The sequence below is a fragment of the Fulverythrobacter fulvus genome (assembly GCF_037154085.1).
GTDB lineage: Bacteria > Pseudomonadota > Alphaproteobacteria > Sphingomonadales > Sphingomonadaceae > Andeanibacterium > Andeanibacterium fulvum.
In genome coordinates this window covers 1-16,067 of the sequence record NZ_JBANRM010000007.1, presented here as the reverse complement: position 1 = coordinate 16,067, position 16,067 = coordinate 1, and the positions used below count along the sequence as shown (strand labels likewise).

At 64.7% G+C, this 16,067-nt stretch carries 20 protein-coding genes and 1 tRNA gene; 8 read left to right on the top strand and 13 right to left on the bottom strand.

Going from position 1 to position 16,067, the window contains the following annotated elements:
• Positions 1-59 precede the first annotated feature (59 nt).
• Both WFP36_RS15980 and dcd read left to right on the top strand, forming a co-directional pair.
• Positions 60-1,058, top strand: coding sequence for an NAD-dependent epimerase/dehydratase family protein (locus WFP36_RS15980; protein ID WP_336981971.1), 999 nt, complete (start codon positions 60-62; stop codon positions 1,056-1,058).
• A gap of 221 nt (positions 1,059-1,279) precedes the next feature.
• Positions 1,280-1,834, top strand: coding sequence for a dCTP deaminase (gene dcd / locus WFP36_RS15975; protein WP_336981969.1), 555 nt, complete (start codon positions 1,280-1,282; stop codon positions 1,832-1,834).
• A 199-nt stretch (positions 1,835-2,033) separates the two neighbouring features.
• Here dcd and WFP36_RS15970 read toward each other — a convergent pair whose 3' ends face one another.
• The 3 genes from WFP36_RS15970 to WFP36_RS15960 form a co-directional block, all read right to left on the bottom strand.
• Positions 2,034-4,226: a TonB-dependent receptor gene (locus tag WFP36_RS15970; RefSeq protein WP_336981967.1), complete on the bottom strand. Its 2,193-nt coding sequence runs from the start codon at positions 4,224-4,226 to the stop codon at positions 2,034-2,036.
• Positions 4,227-4,440: 214 nt separating this feature from the next.
• Entirely contained in the window at positions 4,441-5,151 is a 711-nt protein-coding gene (locus tag WFP36_RS15965; protein ID WP_336981965.1) for a nuclear transport factor 2 family protein, read from the bottom strand.
• Positions 5,148-5,966 (bottom strand): SDR family NAD(P)-dependent oxidoreductase, encoded by an 819-nt coding sequence (locus WFP36_RS15960; protein WP_336981964.1) that lies wholly within the window; start codon positions 5,964-5,966, stop codon positions 5,148-5,150. The genes WFP36_RS15965 and WFP36_RS15960 overlap by 4 nt, the downstream gene beginning before the upstream one ends.
• Positions 5,967-6,147: 181 nt before the next feature.
• On the opposite strand from WFP36_RS15960, the gene WFP36_RS15955 reads away from it, so the two are divergent.
• Positions 6,148-7,419: a hypothetical protein gene (locus WFP36_RS15955; protein ID WP_336981962.1), complete on the top strand. Its 1,272-nt coding sequence runs from the start codon at positions 6,148-6,150 to the stop codon at positions 7,417-7,419.
• Between the two features lie 119 nt (positions 7,420-7,538).
• On the opposite strand, the gene WFP36_RS15950 is transcribed toward WFP36_RS15955, so the two are convergent.
• Positions 7,539-7,613: transfer RNA gene (locus WFP36_RS15950), tRNA-Gly, on the bottom strand.
• A gap of 203 nt (positions 7,614-7,816) precedes the next feature.
• Here WFP36_RS15950 and WFP36_RS15945 point away from each other — a divergent pair.
• Positions 7,817-8,725, top strand: coding sequence for a tetratricopeptide repeat protein (locus WFP36_RS15945; protein ID WP_336982053.1), 909 nt, complete (start codon positions 7,817-7,819; stop codon positions 8,723-8,725).
• A gap of 11 nt (positions 8,726-8,736) precedes the next feature.
• Entirely contained in the window at positions 8,737-9,348 is a 612-nt protein-coding gene (locus tag WFP36_RS15940; protein ID WP_336981961.1) for an LON peptidase substrate-binding domain-containing protein, read from the top strand.
• Positions 9,349-9,381: 33 nt separating this feature from the next.
• Here the strand turns inward: WFP36_RS15940 and WFP36_RS15935 are convergent, their stop codons facing one another.
• The 6 genes from WFP36_RS15935 to argB form a co-directional block, all read right to left on the bottom strand.
• Positions 9,382-10,017 carry a MarC family protein gene (locus tag WFP36_RS15935; RefSeq protein WP_336981959.1) on the bottom strand — a complete coding sequence of 212 codons (636 nt, stop codon included), beginning with the start codon at positions 10,015-10,017 and terminating at the stop codon, positions 9,382-9,384.
• A complete protein-coding gene (locus WFP36_RS15930; protein ID WP_336981957.1) occupies positions 10,014-10,754 on the bottom strand; it encodes a Cif family virulence factor in 741 nt (246 codons plus the stop codon). The genes WFP36_RS15935 and WFP36_RS15930 overlap by 4 nt, the downstream gene beginning before the upstream one ends.
• A 70-nt stretch (positions 10,755-10,824) precedes the next feature.
• The gene (folD, locus tag WFP36_RS15925; RefSeq protein WP_336981955.1) at positions 10,825-11,715 is read right to left on the bottom strand and encodes a bifunctional methylenetetrahydrofolate dehydrogenase/methenyltetrahydrofolate cyclohydrolase FolD; all 891 of its coding nucleotides are present in this window, start codon (positions 11,713-11,715) and stop codon (positions 10,825-10,827) included.
• Positions 11,712-12,002, bottom strand: a complete 291-nt coding sequence (locus WFP36_RS15920) for a YggT family protein (protein ID WP_336981953.1) — start codon at positions 12,000-12,002, stop codon at positions 11,712-11,714. Before WFP36_RS15920 ends, folD begins: the two co-directional genes overlap by 4 nt.
• Before the next feature lie 112 nt (positions 12,003-12,114).
• On the bottom strand, positions 12,115-12,612 hold the full coding sequence (locus WFP36_RS15915; RefSeq protein WP_336981952.1) for a hypothetical protein: 498 nt from the start codon (positions 12,610-12,612) through the stop codon (positions 12,115-12,117).
• Positions 12,612-13,511 carry an acetylglutamate kinase gene (gene argB / locus WFP36_RS15910; RefSeq protein WP_336981950.1) on the bottom strand — a complete coding sequence of 300 codons (900 nt, stop codon included), beginning with the start codon at positions 13,509-13,511 and terminating at the stop codon, positions 12,612-12,614. The genes WFP36_RS15915 and argB overlap by 1 nt, the downstream gene beginning before the upstream one ends.
• A gap of 166 nt (positions 13,512-13,677) precedes the next feature.
• Here argB and WFP36_RS15905 point away from each other — a divergent pair, with 166 nt between their 5' ends.
• Positions 13,678-13,989 (top strand): REDY-like protein HapK, encoded by a 312-nt coding sequence (locus WFP36_RS15905; RefSeq protein ID WP_336981948.1) that lies wholly within the window; start codon positions 13,678-13,680, stop codon positions 13,987-13,989.
• A 17-nt stretch (positions 13,990-14,006) separates the two neighbouring features.
• Here the strand turns inward: WFP36_RS15905 and WFP36_RS15900 are convergent, their stop codons facing one another.
• From WFP36_RS15900 to WFP36_RS15890, 3 genes are all read right to left on the bottom strand, one after another.
• A complete protein-coding gene (locus WFP36_RS15900; RefSeq protein ID WP_336981947.1) occupies positions 14,007-14,198 on the bottom strand; it encodes a hypothetical protein in 192 nt (63 codons plus the stop codon).
• A gap of 65 nt (positions 14,199-14,263) precedes the next feature.
• Complete coding sequence (locus WFP36_RS15895) at positions 14,264-14,527, bottom strand: hypothetical protein (protein ID WP_336981945.1); 264 nt, start codon at positions 14,525-14,527, stop codon at positions 14,264-14,266.
• A 114-nt stretch (positions 14,528-14,641) separates the two neighbouring features.
• A complete protein-coding gene (locus WFP36_RS15890) occupies positions 14,642-14,794 on the bottom strand; it encodes a hypothetical protein (protein WP_336981943.1) in 153 nt (50 codons plus the stop codon).
• A gap of 181 nt (positions 14,795-14,975) precedes the next feature.
• On the opposite strand from WFP36_RS15890, the gene WFP36_RS15885 reads away from it, so the two are divergent.
• A complete protein-coding gene (locus tag WFP36_RS15885) occupies positions 14,976-15,341 on the top strand; it encodes a DUF4870 family protein (protein ID WP_336981941.1) in 366 nt (121 codons plus the stop codon).
• A gap of 36 nt (positions 15,342-15,377) precedes the next feature.
• Positions 15,378-15,842 carry a hypothetical protein gene (locus WFP36_RS15880; protein WP_336981940.1) on the top strand — a complete coding sequence of 155 codons (465 nt, stop codon included), beginning with the start codon at positions 15,378-15,380 and terminating at the stop codon, positions 15,840-15,842.
• Positions 15,843-16,067: the final 225 nt, after the last annotated feature.

The window sequence follows — 16,067 nt, the reverse complement described above, 5'->3', positions numbered from 1 at the left end:
CGCCTTAACCACGTCCTAGGGGTTCGGCGCTAGCAGGGCCGCCTGCAAAGGGGTTTCGCATGCGTGTATTGGTAACCGGCGCGGCAGGATTTATCGGCGCGGCGCTGTCCGAACGGCTGCTGGCGCGCGGCGACGGCGTGATCGGGATCGACAATCTCAATTCCTATTACCAGGTCTCGCTGAAACAGGCCCGCATCGCCCGGCTGGAGGGGATGGGCGGCAACCGCTTCCATTCCCTGACGCTGGACTTCTCCGACATGGCGGGGCTCACTTCCGCGCTGGCGGGGCTGGAATTCGACCGGATCGTGCATCTCGGCGCCCAGGCGGGGGTACGCTATTCGATCGAGCATCCGCATGAATATGCCAGCGCCAATCTGGTGGGCCACCTGAACCTGCTGGAACTCGCCCGCCATAGGGGGACGGAGCATATGGTCTATGCCAGCTCCAGCTCGGTCTATGGCGGCAATGCCAAGCTGCCCTTTTCGGTGGAGGACCGGGCGGACCATCCCGTCTCGCTCTATGCCGCGACCAAGCGGGCGGATGAGCTGATGAGCGAAAGCTACGCCCATCTCTATCGCATCGCGCTGACAGGCCTGCGCTTCTTCACCGTCTACGGCCCGTGGGGCCGGCCGGACATGGCCATGTGGAAGTTCACCGACGCGATCCTGAAGGGCCGGCCCATCCCCGTATTCAACCACGGGGACATGTACCGGGACTTCACCTATATCGACGATATCGTGACCGGCGTGGTCGCCGCGCTGGACCATCCCCCGGCGGATGACGATGCGGAAAAGGCAGGCGGCAGCACCAAGCCCCACGCGCTCTACAATATCGGCAATCACCGCAGCGAACCGCTGATGAAGGTCATCGGCCTGCTGGAGGACGCCTGCGGAAAGAGCGCGCAGCTCGAAATGCTCCCGATGCAACCGGGCGACGTGCACAGGACCTTCGCCGATATCGAAGCGATCCGCGCCGATCTGGGCTATGAGCCGACCACGCCGATCGAAGTGGGCGTGCCCCGGTTCGTGAAATGGTTCCGCGAGTATCACGGCCAATAACAAGACCCGCTCAGCCTGAGCTTGTCGAAGGCCACGCGATACGGCCAGCTACAAGGGCGAATGTCGTGCATGCCCTTCGACAAGCTCAGGGTGAGCGGAGGTTGGAAATGGGGCGCGGGGTTGCGGAGGGGGTTACGGAATGGGGGCCCACACCCCACAATTCCGGCAGACACTTCACCTGCCCTCTTGCCCCCGCGCCACGGGTGGTGAATCACTCCACCATGTCGATTCTCAGCGACCGGTGGATCCGGAAAGAAGCCCGCCATAGCGGCATGATCGAGCCCTTCGTGGAGCGCCAGCAGAACGATGGCTGCATCAGCTACGGCCTGTCGTCCTATGGCTATGACGCGCGGGTGGCGGACGAGTTCAAGATCTTCACCAATGTCCACAACGCTATCGTCGACCCGAAGGATTTCTCGTCCAACAGCTTTGTCGACGTGAAGACCGATGTCTGCGTGATCCCGCCCAACAGCTTCGTGCTGGCGCGCACGGTGGAATATTTCCGCATCCCGCGCGACGTGCTGGTGATCTGCCTGGGCAAGAGCACCTATGCCCGCTGCGGCATCATCGTGAACGTCACTCCGCTGGAACCGGAATGGGAAGGCCATGTGACGCTGGAATTTTCCAACACCACGCCGCTCCCGGCCAGGATCTACGCCAATGAGGGCGCCTGCCAGTTCCTGTTCCTGCAAGGCAACGAGGCCTGTGAGAAGAGCTATGCCGACCGCTCGGGCAAATACATGGGCCAGCGCGGAGTGACTTTGCCGAAGCTGTGAGGCTGCGCCCGAACCCTCTCCCGCTGGGGGAGAGGGATACGCAGGCTTGGCCGGAACCGGCCTAGCCGGAGTTGGGTGAGGGTGTTTTGTCTTCGAGAGGGCATCAACCCTCATCCAGGCTACGCTAGCTCCTGCGGAGCAAGCTGCGCCATCCTTCTCCCGTCAACGAGAGAAGGACAGAGCTACAAGCCGGCCTAGCTCAGAAACTCGCCTTCACGCTCAGGCGGAAGTTGCGCCCCGTCAGGGGCACGAAGTCCTTGGTGAAGCTGGCATGGCGGCGGCCTTCCACGTCGAAGATATTGTCCGCCTGCAGCATGAAGGTCAGGTTGTCCTTCCCGGTCAGCGGGTGCCAGGCGAAGGACAGGTTCGTGAAGGCAAAGCTGCCGGTCGGGGTTTCTAGCGGGGCGAGGCGGTCCTGCTTGTCATTCCATTCGACTTCCGCGCGCGCATCGAAATCGCCGATATGCGCCTCCAGCGCGCCGGTGAGGCTGAGCGGCGGGATGCGCGGCACGGCCGTGCCATCGGCCAGGGTAGCGCGCACGTAATCGCCGCGCAGATCGGCCAGCAGCTTGAACCCGTCGCTTTCATAGATGGGCGCGCTGATTTCGCCTTCGATCCCGAAATGGTCGGCATCCTGCTGGAGGAAGCGATAGACGGGCAAGCCATCTTCCTCGGTCCCGGTTTCGGCCAGGAAAATGAACCCGTCGAACCAGTTCTGATAGACGCTGAAGCTGACTGTCGCGCCCCCGACAGTGCCGCGCAGATAGGCTTCCAGCCCCCACGCGCCTTCCTTGGTCAGGTCGGCATTGCCCACCTCATATTGCTGGGTAGCCACATGCGGCCCGTCGGCGAAGAGTTCCTGCACCGAAGGCGCGCGTTCGGCGCGCGATCCGTTGATGCCGAGCCGCAGGCCGGGCGTCACGGCATATGACAGGCCGAGCGCGCCGGAGAACGTGTCGAACCCGCGCGTCTCGCCAAGCGTCTCCACATCGATATCGGTCCGCTCATACCGGCCGCCCACTTCCAGTTCGACCGGGTCGAAATCCAGTTCCTGCACTGTGAACAGGGCGAAGGAATCCGTCTTGCTCGGCGGGACGAAGGCTTCCTCGCCCACGGCCTCGAAATTCTGGTGCCCATATTGCGCGCCCAATGAGCCGCCCCAGCCGCCCCGCTGGGACTGGATCAGTTCAAGCCGCCCTTCGATGCCGGTCACGTCGAAACGGGTGCCGGTCTCCCCGCCTTCGAATTCCGTATGAGTGTAATCGGACCAGCCCCAGCGGGTCTGCAGGCTGTCGAAGAAGCCGTCCCCAAGATCGAGCGCCCCACGCAGATCGACGCGATATTGCTTCATGCCGATAGTGACGGGGCCTTCCTCCGCAGCGGCAGCTTCTTCCTCGCCGCCTTCCTCATGCTCATGCACATGGCCGACGCCGGGCAGGCCGGGGATGCCGTAATTGGTGTCGTAATAGCCGAAGGAGAGGCCCAGATTGCTGTCGCCCGAGAAGAAGGCGATGCCGGTGCCCAGGCTGGTCGTCTCGGTCTGGCTGTTGGGGATCTTGCCGCGCGTATTGGCACCGTCGCGCAGTTCGGCCGCCTCATCCAGATGGCCTTCCTCTTCCTCCTCGTCGGCGGCCGCCAGCATATCGGCGCGCAGGCTGTCGGAGGCGACATAGCCGGGCACCTGGACATCGCCGGACTTGCGCCACGATCCATCGACATGGAACGCCACATTGCTGCCCAGCGGCACGTCCACCGAACTGCCGATCTCGCGCCGGTCGGCCGCCGTATCCACTGCGGCGAGCGCGTCGACATGCAGCGCCTCGTCCGGCACGCGCGGCGGGATGCGCTTGCCGATCACGTTGACTGCCCCGCCAATCGCCTGGCTGCCATAGAGCAGCACGGCGGGCCCGCGCAGCACTTCGATGCGGTCGGTCAGCAGCGGGTCGATCGTCACGGCATGGTCGGCCGAGGTGCTGGCTGCGTCGATAGAGCCGATCCCGTCGGTCAGCACCCGCACACGCTCGCCGGTGAAGCCGCGCAGCACCGGACGCGACACGCCGGGGGCGAAGCTGGTGGAGGAAACGCCCGGCACTTTCTCCAGCACATCGCCCAGAGTCCCCGCGCCCAGATTGCGCTGCAGTTCCGTGCCATCCATCACCGAGGTCCCGGCCAGCACGTCCAGCCGGGCAAGGCCGGGCGCGGTGACCAGGATTTCGCCATGATAATCGTCGGTCGGGCGAGAAGCCCCCTTCGCCTCAGGCGCGTCGGGTTCTTCGGTCGCATCCTGCGCGGCAACTGCCGGAGCGGGCTGAGCGAGTTCGGCGACGAAGGCGGGCTGATAGGGGACGAGAAGCGAGGCGGCCGCCAGAAGCGATGCGGAACGGGTTTTCATGGAACGAGGAAATCCTGCAAGCTGCGAGTCTATGATGTTATAACGTCTCTTCGCACTTGCGGCGAAATTGCAAGCATTTTCGTTCAAGCCATCGACGATTGGCCGCCGAAGCGTAGTGCTCCGGCGACGAACCGTTTGGAGTGGGACGCTGCTTGACAGCGCTCGTCATTGCGAACGGCGAAGCAATCAAACAGGCAGGATCGCTCCCAGGAAATCAGCGCGCGTTTTCGGGCACCACCGGCTGGCCGGTTACCGGATGGACATAATGGAACGGCACCAGATCGGTGTTGGGCCAGGCCGGATGGGCATTGCCGTTGATCTCGTCCGGTCCGTTGGGGTCTTCCGGGAATGTCGCGGTCAGATAGGGCGAGGGGATCGGCTTGGCCGCTGCCCAGCCCATTTCGTAATCCACCTGCGTGAACAGGTGATAGGCGTGGCAGGCGATCTTCCACACGCCATCCTGCCGGACATAGTGGTTTTCATACATGCCATGTTCCCACCACTGGCGCGGCAGGCGGGGATTGCGGTTTTCCTTCGTGTCATGCTGCGCGCCCATCAGCGTGCAGCGCCAGCGGCCCTTGGCGCTCTGGCGGTCGGCGGCGACGGAAATGACGTCCTGCGTCGGCCAGTGCTCGCACATCATGCCATAGGCCGGGCCGTTGATCCCATTGGTGAAGCTGTTGCGCAGCCGCCCGCAATAGAGCCGCCGGATGCTGTCCGTGCCGCGCCAGATGCCGCCCATGAACTGCAATTCGCCATCGGGGGCGAAGCAGTCCACCGCTTCGTCATACAGGCCCTTGTCCATGTAATAGCAGTAGCTGATCTGCAGCTTGCGGATCGCTTCTATATCCTGCTGCACGGCCAGATCGTGCTGCAACTGGGCAATAGCGTCTTCCGCGGCGGCGAGCCGGTCTTCCAGGGTCATTGAGCATCCTCCGTGCTGTTCTTCTTTGCGAGTTCGGCATCCAGATCGTCGGGCAGTTCGTAATAATTGCCCGACAGCGCATCATAGCGGCCCGATGCGAGATCGAGCACGCGCTGGGCACAGCGGGCAAGGTCGGTCTGTGCCGCCGGATCGCCAGACGCGGCGCGCAACCGGTCCACCATGCCGCCCAGATATTTCTGCGCCTCCGGGCTTTCCATCGTCTCGCGCGCCAATTGAGTGAAGACGAAGCCCGGATCGATTGCGAACACCGACACACCCGTGCCTACCAATTCCGCCGCAGCTTCGGCCACCACGCGGTTCTGCGCGATCTTGCCGGTGCAATAGGCCGAAAGATTGGGGGTAACGAGGCGACTGGCCAGTGCCGAGACGCAGATCACGCGGCCCCGCCCGCGTTCCACCATGCCCGGCAGCAAGGCATGCATGAACAGCATCGGCGCCCGGATATGGATTTCCTGCGCTCGCCACCACTCATCCGGATCGACTTCCCAGATCGGGCCGAAGGGACCGGGCACGCCAGCATTGTTGACCAGCAGGTCGACCAGGCCGAGCCCTTCCTGCACCGCCTTCACTGCCGCCTCAATGGAAGCGCGGTCGGTCACGTCGCAGGCCAGCGGCAAGGCTTCGCCGCCGCTCGCCCGGATCGCCCCGGCCACATCCTCAAGTTGCTCCAGCGACCGCGAAAGCAACGCCACGCGCGCGCCCTCGCTCGCCAGCCTTTCGGCAATAGCGCGGCCGAAACCCCGCCCCGCGCCACTGACAAGCGCAACCTGTCCGCCAAGAATTCCCATCGGCATCGTCCTCTCTCATCTGTTCTTTTCGGGCGCGACCAATGTTGACGGCCGACGTCTCCGTTTTCCGCAGGGCTAATGTTCTGCCGAAGCGCTGTCGAGAGGCGTCGCCGCGACGCAAACCGACAAGCATTGGTCAAGTATTACTGGTATCATCTGTTTCTTCCCGGGAGTGAGGACTCGACTCATGAAATCGAAACGCCTGATCGCCGTGGCCCTGCTGGGCTCCGCCGCCGCCATTGGCATTGCCATACCTTCGCTTGCCCAGCGCGCGCCCGATAGCGGCCCCGTTGCCCGCTATGACATGCGCGCCGGCACCACTTCCGGCTTCGGCATGGGCGGGGGCATGGGCGGCATGATGTCCATGATGATGGGCGGCGGCGGCAAATCGCAGGCCCAGCACGAATTGTGGCTACGCCTCGGCTCTTCCAGGGCAGCCGCCGACGCCAAGCCCAAGGCCGACCATTTCATGCCCGACGGCGCGAAGCTGGGCAAATCGGTCGCCCTGATCACTCCGCGCAACGAAAGCGGCCCGGTGGACAAGCTCCCCGAATTCGAGGAACCCAGCGGCCGCATGCTGATCTTCTGGGGCTGCGGCGAGCACGCGCCCAAGGGCCAGCCGGTCATCATCGACTTTTCCAAGCTTGCCCGGGGCGAAGTCCCGCCGGGCGTGTGGACCAGCTCGATCCCGGCCGATTGGGGCCCCAACCTTGAAAACAGCAAGACCTTCGGCCGCTGGCCTGCGGAAGACGGCAAATCTGTGAAGGCCGACAGTTCGCTGCTGGGCGCGCACCGCGTGGCAGGCAATTACTCGCCCGAAATGTCCTTCACGCTCAGCAAGGACTTCATGCAGCCGCTTTCGGTCAAGACCGCCGGGCAGGCGAGCGGTGCCTCGCTGCTCAGCTGGGGCGCAGTGCCCGATGCCACCGGCTATTTCGCCTCGCTCTTCGGATCGAAGCAGGGTCCGGGCGGCAAGACGGGCGATATCATCATGTGGTCCAGCAGCGTCAACCGCCAGTTCGGCGGCGGTTTGTCCGACTGGCTTTCGCCCGGCCAGGTCTCCCCGCTGGTGAAGGACAAGACGGTGATGGCCCCGCAGACCACCAACTGCCTCGTCCCCGCCGAAGTGATCGCCGCCGCATCCGATTTCCGGATGGGCACGCTCACTGCCTTCGGCCCGGAAGAGAACTTCTCCTATCCCCCGCGCCCGGCCGACGCCAAGGCCCGGTGGGACCTGCAATGGACCGCCCGCATCCGCCACCGCTCCACCACCAGCTGGATGGAGGCGCAGGGCATGAACATGGGCATGATGAGCGCCAGCGACGACGAAGACGAAGCACCTCGCACTCAGCAGAGCCAGAACGGCAAGAAGGAATGCAAGCCCAAGAAGAGCGGCGGCCTGTTCGGCGGCCTCGCCGGCGCCGTGCTGGGCGGCGGAGGCGGCGGCAACGGCTGCTGATCTATAGTGGCTTCAGGCGCGGGAGGATGAAAATCACCCCGCGCCAAAGCCTCGCTCGGACACAAACGAAAAAAGGCCCCTGCGGGGGCCTTTTTCATTTTCCGACGCTGTTGGAAAACTGGAGCGGGCGAAGGGATTCGAACCCTCGACCCCAACCTTGGCAAGGTTGTGCTCTACCCCTGAGCTACGCCCGCTCTGGCGTTTCACCGGTCCGTTTGTCCCGGTGGGGAGGCGCGCGGTTAGCATCGGTCCCCATACCCTGCAAGGGGAAAAATCATGTTTCGCGAAGGGAATTTCACTTCCCGGCCCCAATCGCCGTAACCCCTTCACAAATCCGCCCGATGGTCCACATTAGGGCCTTATCAAAAGCACTAGCGGGAGCACCCCTTTGGCAAGCCTGGGCCTGAATATCGAAGAACAGAAAGCGGTAGACCGATTCCGCACGGATGTGGTCGAACCGTCGATGACGAAACTCGTCATCCTCGATTTCTGGGCGGAATGGTGCGGGCCGTGCAAGGCACTGGCGCCGGTGCTGGAAAAGGTTGCCGCCGAATATGCCGACAAGGGCGTGATTCTGGCCAAGCTGAACGTGGACGAGGAAGGCTTCATTGCCTCGCAGTTCCGCGTGCAGTCCATCCCTACCGTCTATGCCCTGTTCCGCGGCCAGCCGGTGGCCGACCTCACCAATGCCCGCAGCGAAAGCCAGTTGCGCCAGATGCTGGACCAGTTGCTGGAGAAGCTGCCGGTCGAAACCGGCGCGCCCGATGCCGGGGCGCAGGAACTGGCGCAGCTCATCGCCATGGGCGAGGACGTGCTGGCAGGCGGCGATGCCGAGCGGGCGCTGGGCGTGTTTGCCCAGCTGGCCGAGATGGCGCCCGATAATGCGCAGGTGCAGGCCGGGCTGATCCGCGCGCTGATGGAACTGGGCGAGATCGAGGCCGCGCGCGCGGCTTTCGACGCCCTGCCGGATGATGTGAAGGCCGATCCGGCGCTCGCCCAGGCGGGCAAGCTGCTGGAACTCACGGCCGATGCCCCCCAGGACGATAGCGAGCTGACTGCCCTGCGCGCCGCGGCCGAGGCGAACCCCGCCGATATGGATGCCAGTTTCGCCTATGCGCAGGCCGCCTTTGCCGCCGGGCAACGCGACGAGGCCGCCGAAGCGCTGCTGGCGATGATTCGCGCCGAGCCGGAATGGAACGAAGGCGCGGCCAAGGCCAAGCTGCTGCAGATCTTCGACGCCGTGGGCCTGGAAGACCCGTGGGTCGCCGCCACGCGCCGCAAGCTCTCGCTGCTGCTGTTCGGCTGACGGGGAGGCGCATGCCAGCCTTCCGCCTTTCGATCTTCCCGCTCTCCGGCGTGATCCTGCTGCCGGGGCAGCAATTGCCACTGCATATATTCGAGCCGCGTTATCGCGCGCTGGTGAGCGATGCGCTGGTGCGCGACCGGCTGATCGGCATGATCCAGCCGCAGGTCGCCTCGGAAGGTGCGCCGCTGTTCGCGATCGGCTGCGTCGGCAAGATCGGCGAGGTGGAGGCGCTGGAGGACGGGCGCTTCAATATCGTGCTGGAAGGACAGTCGCGCTTCCGCCTGTTGCGCCAGCTGGATGTGTCCACACCCTTCCGGCAGGTCGAGGCCGAACTGCTGGAAGATACGGACGAAGTGCTCAGTTCCGCCGAGCGCGCCAGCTTCGAGCATGAGGCCCGCGAATTCGCCGACCGGCAGGGCTATTCGGTGGATTGGGATTCGGTCGCCCGGCTGGACGATACGGCGCTGATCAACGGCGTGAGCCAGATCGCGCCTTTCGACGCGGCGGCCAAGCAGGCGCTGCTGGAAGCCCCCGGCATCCGCGCCCGCTGCGAATTGCTGGTGCAGCTGATGCAGTTTTTCGGCCGGCATGACGGGCTGGATGACCGGATGACGCTGCAATAGGCCCGCAATATCCTCCCCCTTGGGGGAGGATTTTTATATGCCGAAGGAACCGCGCAGCCCGTCGATCACATATTGCGCGGCCAGTGCCGCCAGCAGCACGCCCAGAAGGCGAGTGATGGCCGCCTCCACGCTGGCGCCCACCAGACGGATCAGCGGCGCAGCGAGCAGCAGGGCGCCGAGCGACAGGATCATCACGGCCGCCAGCGCGGCGAGCACCACCGCAGTCTGTTCCGCCCCATGCGCCTGCCCCACCACCAGCATCACCGTGGCGATGGCACCGGGCCCGGCCAGCATCGGCATGGCCATGGGGAAGACGGAGATATCCTCGATCTCCGGCGTCTGGGAATTATGCGCGCGGATCTTCTCGGCCCGCTCCTCGCGCCTTTGGGTGCGCTTTTCGAACACCATGTCGATCGCGATGAAGAACAGCATGATCCCGCCCGCGATGCGGAAGGAATCGAGTTCGATATGCAGGGCGGCGAGCAGCTGCTTGCCGAACAGGGCGAAGCCCAGCAGGATCAGCGTGGCGACGAACACCGCCTTTACGGCCATGCTGCGCTGCTGGCGTGGCGGCGCCTCGGCCGAAAGCCCGGCATAGATCGGCGCACAGCCGGGCGGATCGATCACCACGAACAGGGTGATGAAGGCGGAGATGAAGAGTTCGATCATGGCCGAGGCGGACATTTCTCGCCCTCGCTTGCAGGCACGCTGACGGAAACCACGTCAACCTGCTCGCCGTCGAAAATACCGGTCACCGTCACCTGCCGATGGCAGCTGGCATCGACCACAGCCGTCCAGCGCAGCCTCCGATCCAGCGAGGCGCCGTAATAATGCGGATCGCCGAAAGAGGCTTCCTCCAGCTCCGCAGAACCCGCGGCGCCGCAATCGGCTACGCGGGCCTGCACCATGTCTGGGCCCGGCTCTTCCCGTTCGAGAGCGGCACCCTGATCCATCACCCATTTGTAGCTGCCGTCACTCTGGCGCTGCCACACAGTGATGAAATTGCCGACGCTGCCATCGGCGCCCTTCCAGTCACCCTTGGTGACGGCGAGTGAGCCATCGCAGCTGGACCAGACGAAATGCGGTTCCCACTGCACGGCACTGGCGGGATTGGCCCGGCCCTTCAGCCAGGCCTGTGCGTTGACCGGCTGCGGCACGAACATCACCGCATCCTTCGCGGCATATTCGGCAAAGGCGGTCCACTGGCCCTTTTCCCGCGCGGCACGGGCAAAGCCGAGTTCGGTCGCCACGACCTGGCCGGGATTGGCCGTAGGACGCAAGGCGGGACCGCGCCCGCCGGACCCGCGCGGCCCACCCGGACCGGAACAGGCCGCAAGGGCGAGGGCAAGCCCCAGCCCGCAAATCACCCAAGCCCGTTTGCCTTGAGCCAGTCGAAGGACAGCCATATTCTTCAAGTGCGGTTCTCCCGAGTGAAGAACGGCCCTTCGACAAGCTCAGGGCGAACGAGTGAGAGGCTTACAGCGCGTCTTCGTCCAATGCGATATTCTCGCGGCGATAGGCGGAGACGAGCGCGTTGCGCAGCAGCACGGCGATGGTCATCGGGCCGACGCCGCCGGGCACCGGAGTGATGGCACCGGCCACTTCGCGGGCGGAATCGAAATCGACGTCGCCCACCAGCCTGGTCTTGCCGTCTTCGCCATCGACGCGGTTGATGCCCACGTCGATCACCGTGGCGCCGGGCTTGATCCAGTCACCCTTGACCATTTCCGGGCGGCCGACGGCGGCCACGACGATGTCGGCGCGCTTCACCACTTCGGGCAGGTTCGCGGTGCGGCTGTGAGCGATGGTGACCGTGGCATTGGCATCGGTGAGCAGCTGCGCCATCGGCTTGCCGACGATGTTGGAGCGGCCAATCACCACGGCATCCTTGCCCGACAGATCGCCCAGGCGATCCTTCAGCAGCATCAGGCAGCCCAGCGGGGTGCAGGGCACGAAGCCCTTCTGGCCGACCGAGAGACGGCCCGCATTGATGATGTGGAAGCCATCGACATCCTTGTCGGGATCGATGGTGGAAATCACGGCCTGCTCGTCCAGCCCCTTGGGAAGCGGCAGCTGCACCAGAATGCCGTCCACGGCGGGATCGGCGTTCAGTTCCTTCACCTTGGCGATCAGCGCCTCTTCGGTGGAATCGGCAGGCATCTTGTATTCAAGGCTGTTCATGCCGGCCGCGACAGTGGCCTTGCCCTTGGAACGGACATAGACTTGGCTGGCCGGGTCTTCACCCACCAGCACCACGGCGAGGCCGGCCTTGCGGCCTGCCTTGGCTTCGAATTCACCGGCGAACTTGGCGATCTTCTGACGCAGCCCTTCTGCGAAGGCCTTACCGTCAATCAATGCGGCACTCATGCATAACTCCCGAGATTGGACAGAATGATTGCGAAGATGCGCAGAAGGATCAGCAGCACCATCGGCGAGAAGTCGATCATGCCGGTATCGGGCATGATGCGGCGGATCGGATTGAGCATCGGATCCAGAATGGCATTCACCGCGCGCCACAAGGAGGCGACGAGGTTGTTGTGCATGTTCACCACGTTGAACGAGATGAGCAGGCTGAGCACGAACTGCACGATCACGATGACCGTGACGATCGACATCAGGTAGAGCACGATTTCCAGCAGCGTCAGGGCTACCATCAAGAATTCCTCCAGGCGGGCATGCGACGCACGGAACCTAGCCGAGCGCCCGCAAGTGTATCAACCGCATAATACGCATGGCGGACTGAACCGCGGCTTGAGCGGCGGTGCATCACTGCGCCCATTCCAGTCTTTCGATATGCCAGACCAACTGCCAGTCTTCCGCGCCGGGCACGTCGTTCACCCGCTTCATGGTGAGCGTGCCCTGCCGGGTCAGGCGCCCGCCATCGGCCACCAGCGTGACGGGCAATTCGTAATAGAGCGAGCCTGCCGCGCCTTCGATCTCGCCATGGCCGAAGGCGAAGATCGGACTGGGCGCATCGCCCATCAGCGCCTTGAGCTTCGCGCCGTCCATCGAACCTTTCCGCCAGGCGAGCGCGGCCTCATCCCACTTGCCATCGGTGATCTGCTGCGAGAACCACGCCAGCACCCGGTCGGGGTTCTCGCGTTCCTGCAGGGGATCGGGCGTGGCTGGGGCGGCGGCAGGCGCTGCGGAAGACGCCGCCGCTTCGGGCGCCGATGCTTCGCTCGCCCCGGAAGACGGCGTTTCGGGTGCCTGCTGGCAGGCAGCCAGCGCCAGCAGCGCGGCAAGGCCCGGCGCAGCGCGCATCAGTCGGCCCGGATCAGCGTGCCCGCGCCGCGCGAGGTGAAGAATTCCAGCAGCATGGCATGCGGCACGCGGCCATCCAGCACCACGGCCGCCTCGCAGCCTGCCTCCACTGCATGAACGCAGGTTTCCAGCTTGGGGATCATCCCGCCGGAAATCGTGCCGTCTGCCTGCAGCTTGGCGATATCCGAAGGGCTTAGATCGGTCAGCAGGTTCTTCTGCTTGTCGAGCACGCCGGGCACGTCGGTCAGCAGGAACAGCCGCGCCGCGCCAAGCGCCGCCGCGATGGCGCCCGCCATGGTGTCGGCATTGATATTATAGGTGTGCCCGTCCTCGCCCGCGCCGATGGGGGCGATCACCGGGATCATCCCGGCCTTGCTGACGGTTTCGAGCAGAGTGGTGTCCACCACGCTCGGCTCGCCCACGAAGCCCAGGTCGATCGCCTGTTCGATATTGCTTTCCGGGTCCTTGGTGGTGCGGGTTACCTTGGTGGCCTTCACCAGCCCGCCATCCTTGCCGGAAATGCCGATGGCCTTGCCGCCCGCATTGGCGATCCAGCCGACCAGTTCCTTGTTGATCGCGCCCGACAGGACCATCTCGGCCACTTCGGCGGTCGCCTTGTCGGTCACGCGCAGCCCGTCGACAAAGGTGCTTTCCACGCCCAGCTTCTTCAGCATGGCGCCGATCTGCGGGCCGCCGCCATGCACCACCACCGGGTTGATGCCCACGGCTTTCAGCAGCACGATATCCTCGGCAAAGTCGCGCGCGGCTTCTGGATCGCCCATGGCGTGGCCGCCATATTTCACCACGAAAGTGCGCCCGGCATATCGCTGGAAGAAGGGCAGCGCCTCGATCAGCGTTTCCGCCTTGGCGAGCATCGTCTTGTCTTCGCTGACGCTCATCGCGCGTGCCTCCACAACCTTGCCTCTCCTGAGAGTTCGCGGGGCCTTAGCGCCTCCCCGCCTGCGAGGGAAGTGCGCGCTGCGCCCATTGCCAGCAGCGTGCCGCGCGATAGTGTCCGCGATCTGGAGCAAGCATGGCGAATCGCCATTTCCAAGGGGGCAAACAATGGCAGCGATCATCATCAAATACCGCCTGAAGCCGGGCGTCGCGCAGGAAGATTTCGAAGCCTGGGTGAAGAATGTCGACCAGCCCACCATGCGCGGGATCGAGCGAGTGAAGGCGTTCGACACCTATCGCGTAGAGGGCCTGCTGGTGGGCGAAGGCGAGCCCAGCGTGCATTATGTCGAGCTGTTCGACATTCCCGACATTGCCGGTTTCGGCAGCGAGGACATGGCCGGGGCCACCGTGCAGCAGGTGATGGGCGAATTCACCGGCTTTGCCGATGCGCCGGAATTCCTGCTGGCCGAGAAACTGTAAGCGCGGGTTTCCGCCACTCACTCCTTGGGTTGATCGGTCTTCTTGATCGCCCAGGGATTGATATGTTCGGGCTGGTCCTGCTTCGCGGCGGGAGACGGCGTATCTTCAGGCGCGGGGATGCTGCAATAGGCCGTGACCAGCACCGCCGCGGCCCACCACAGGGCCTTCCAGCGGCTGGCGAAAACTGTCGTGAGGCGCGGACCGAACATGGCGCCCGCCTAGCACGGGGGTGGTTAACGAACCCTCCCGGGCGAGGCGGGGCCTGTTCGGGAAATTACTCTGCGGCCGGGCTGGCCGGGGCGCTGCCACTGGGCGGCACGTTGGTCATCGGCGTGTCGGGCGTGTCCACGGGGACTTCGCCCGGCGTGGGTTCGGTAACGATCAGTTCGCCGCCGCTCACATCGGTCGCATCGACCTTGAGTTCGGTCTTGGGCGGTTCCTGCCTGCCGACGAAATACCAGATTACGGCAATCACGAGCACGACGGCCGCGAGTACCAGCAACAATCTATTGGTGGGCTTGGGTGCGGGTTCGGTCATTACAAGGTCTCCCTCTTCAGTCGATCCGCCGGACACGATACCCCACCGCCCACGCCCACGCTACCTCGCATGCGCAGGAAATCCTCCGCGCCGGACGCGGGGGCTGCGTGCCGCTCAGTCGCCCGCGTTTTCGTGCCGGGCGAGCATTTCGCGCAGCACATTGGCCCGCGCCTTTTCCTCGCTCCAGTCCCGCTCCGGGTGAGCTTCCATCTGCTGGAGCAGGCTCGCCAGTTCCTTGCGGCGGTCTTCCATGGTCACGGCTTCCATGACGTATCCTCCTTTCGCATGTTGCCCTGACTAACCAACGACATCCCCCGGCGCAGGTTCCGAACTGCCTCGCAATCGGAGCAATCCCTCTCCCCTCCCCGGGCCCCCGCCACCCGAGGCAGGCTGTCTTCCTCCCGCCCCGGAAATACGATAGCCTCCACCCCGCAACAGGAGGAACGCGATGGACAGTCCACCGAACCAACCCCCGGCATCCGGCGGGTTCGACCTCAATCAGCCGACGATCGTCAGCCTGCTCTACCTCGCCTCCTTCATCACCGGCATTACCGGGCTGGTGGGTGTGGTGCTGGCCTACGTGTGGAAGGGCGAGCCCAAGGCGGCGTGGGAGGTTTCGCATTACGAATATCTCATCCGCACCTTCTGGATCGGGCTGATCGGCGGGATCGTGGGCTTTGTGCTGATCTTCGTGCTGATCGGGCTGATCATCCTGCCCGCCGTGGGCGTGCTGGTGGTGGTGCGCAGCGTGCTGAGCCTGGTGAACGCCCAGAAGCAGGCGCCAATGCCCAATCCGGGGACCTGGTTGGCGTAAGCTGGAGCTGGCCTGAAACAGGAGGCTGACCCGGCCATGGAAGCACAGAGCGAAAACCCGGAGCCGGGCGGCACGCCGCCAGGCACGTTCGAGTTCAACCGCCCGGTCCTGGTCGGGCTGCTGTTCCTCGCCACCTGGTTCACCGGCTTTGCCGCGCTGGTCGCCCTCGTCCTGGCCTATGTCTGGCGTGGGGATGAGGAGGGTGTGCAGGGCGGCTGGCGCGGCGGACATTACCGCTACCTGATCCGCACCTTCTGGATCGCGCTGCTCTATGCTGCGCTCATCCTCGCCTTCGTGCTGCTGGTCTCGCTCTCTTTCATGAGCGAAGGCATGCACGTCATGCACGCCGCCGGGCCCGGAATGGGCGCCTCGGCCCTGTTCGTGCTGGTAGTGCTGGCCGGCTTCGGCACCGTGATCTGGAGCACAGTGCGCTGCACTCTCTCCATCGCCAACGCCGCCCGCCGCCGCCCCATGCCCCGGCCGGGGACGTGGTGGATCTAGGCGGGGGTTGAGGGCCGGGCGATGGCGAGGCTTTGCTGAATAGCGTCGTCCCGGGCTTGACCCGGGATCGCTGTGATCTGGGCGCCCAGCGGCCAGCGGTCCCGGATCAAGCCCGGGACGACGGATCAGGCTGGACCCACTCGACCCCGTCACCCCGGCCCTGTGCCGGGGTCCAGCTTTGTGTCCGGAAATAGCGGGATCCCGGAACAAGTCCGGGATGACGAA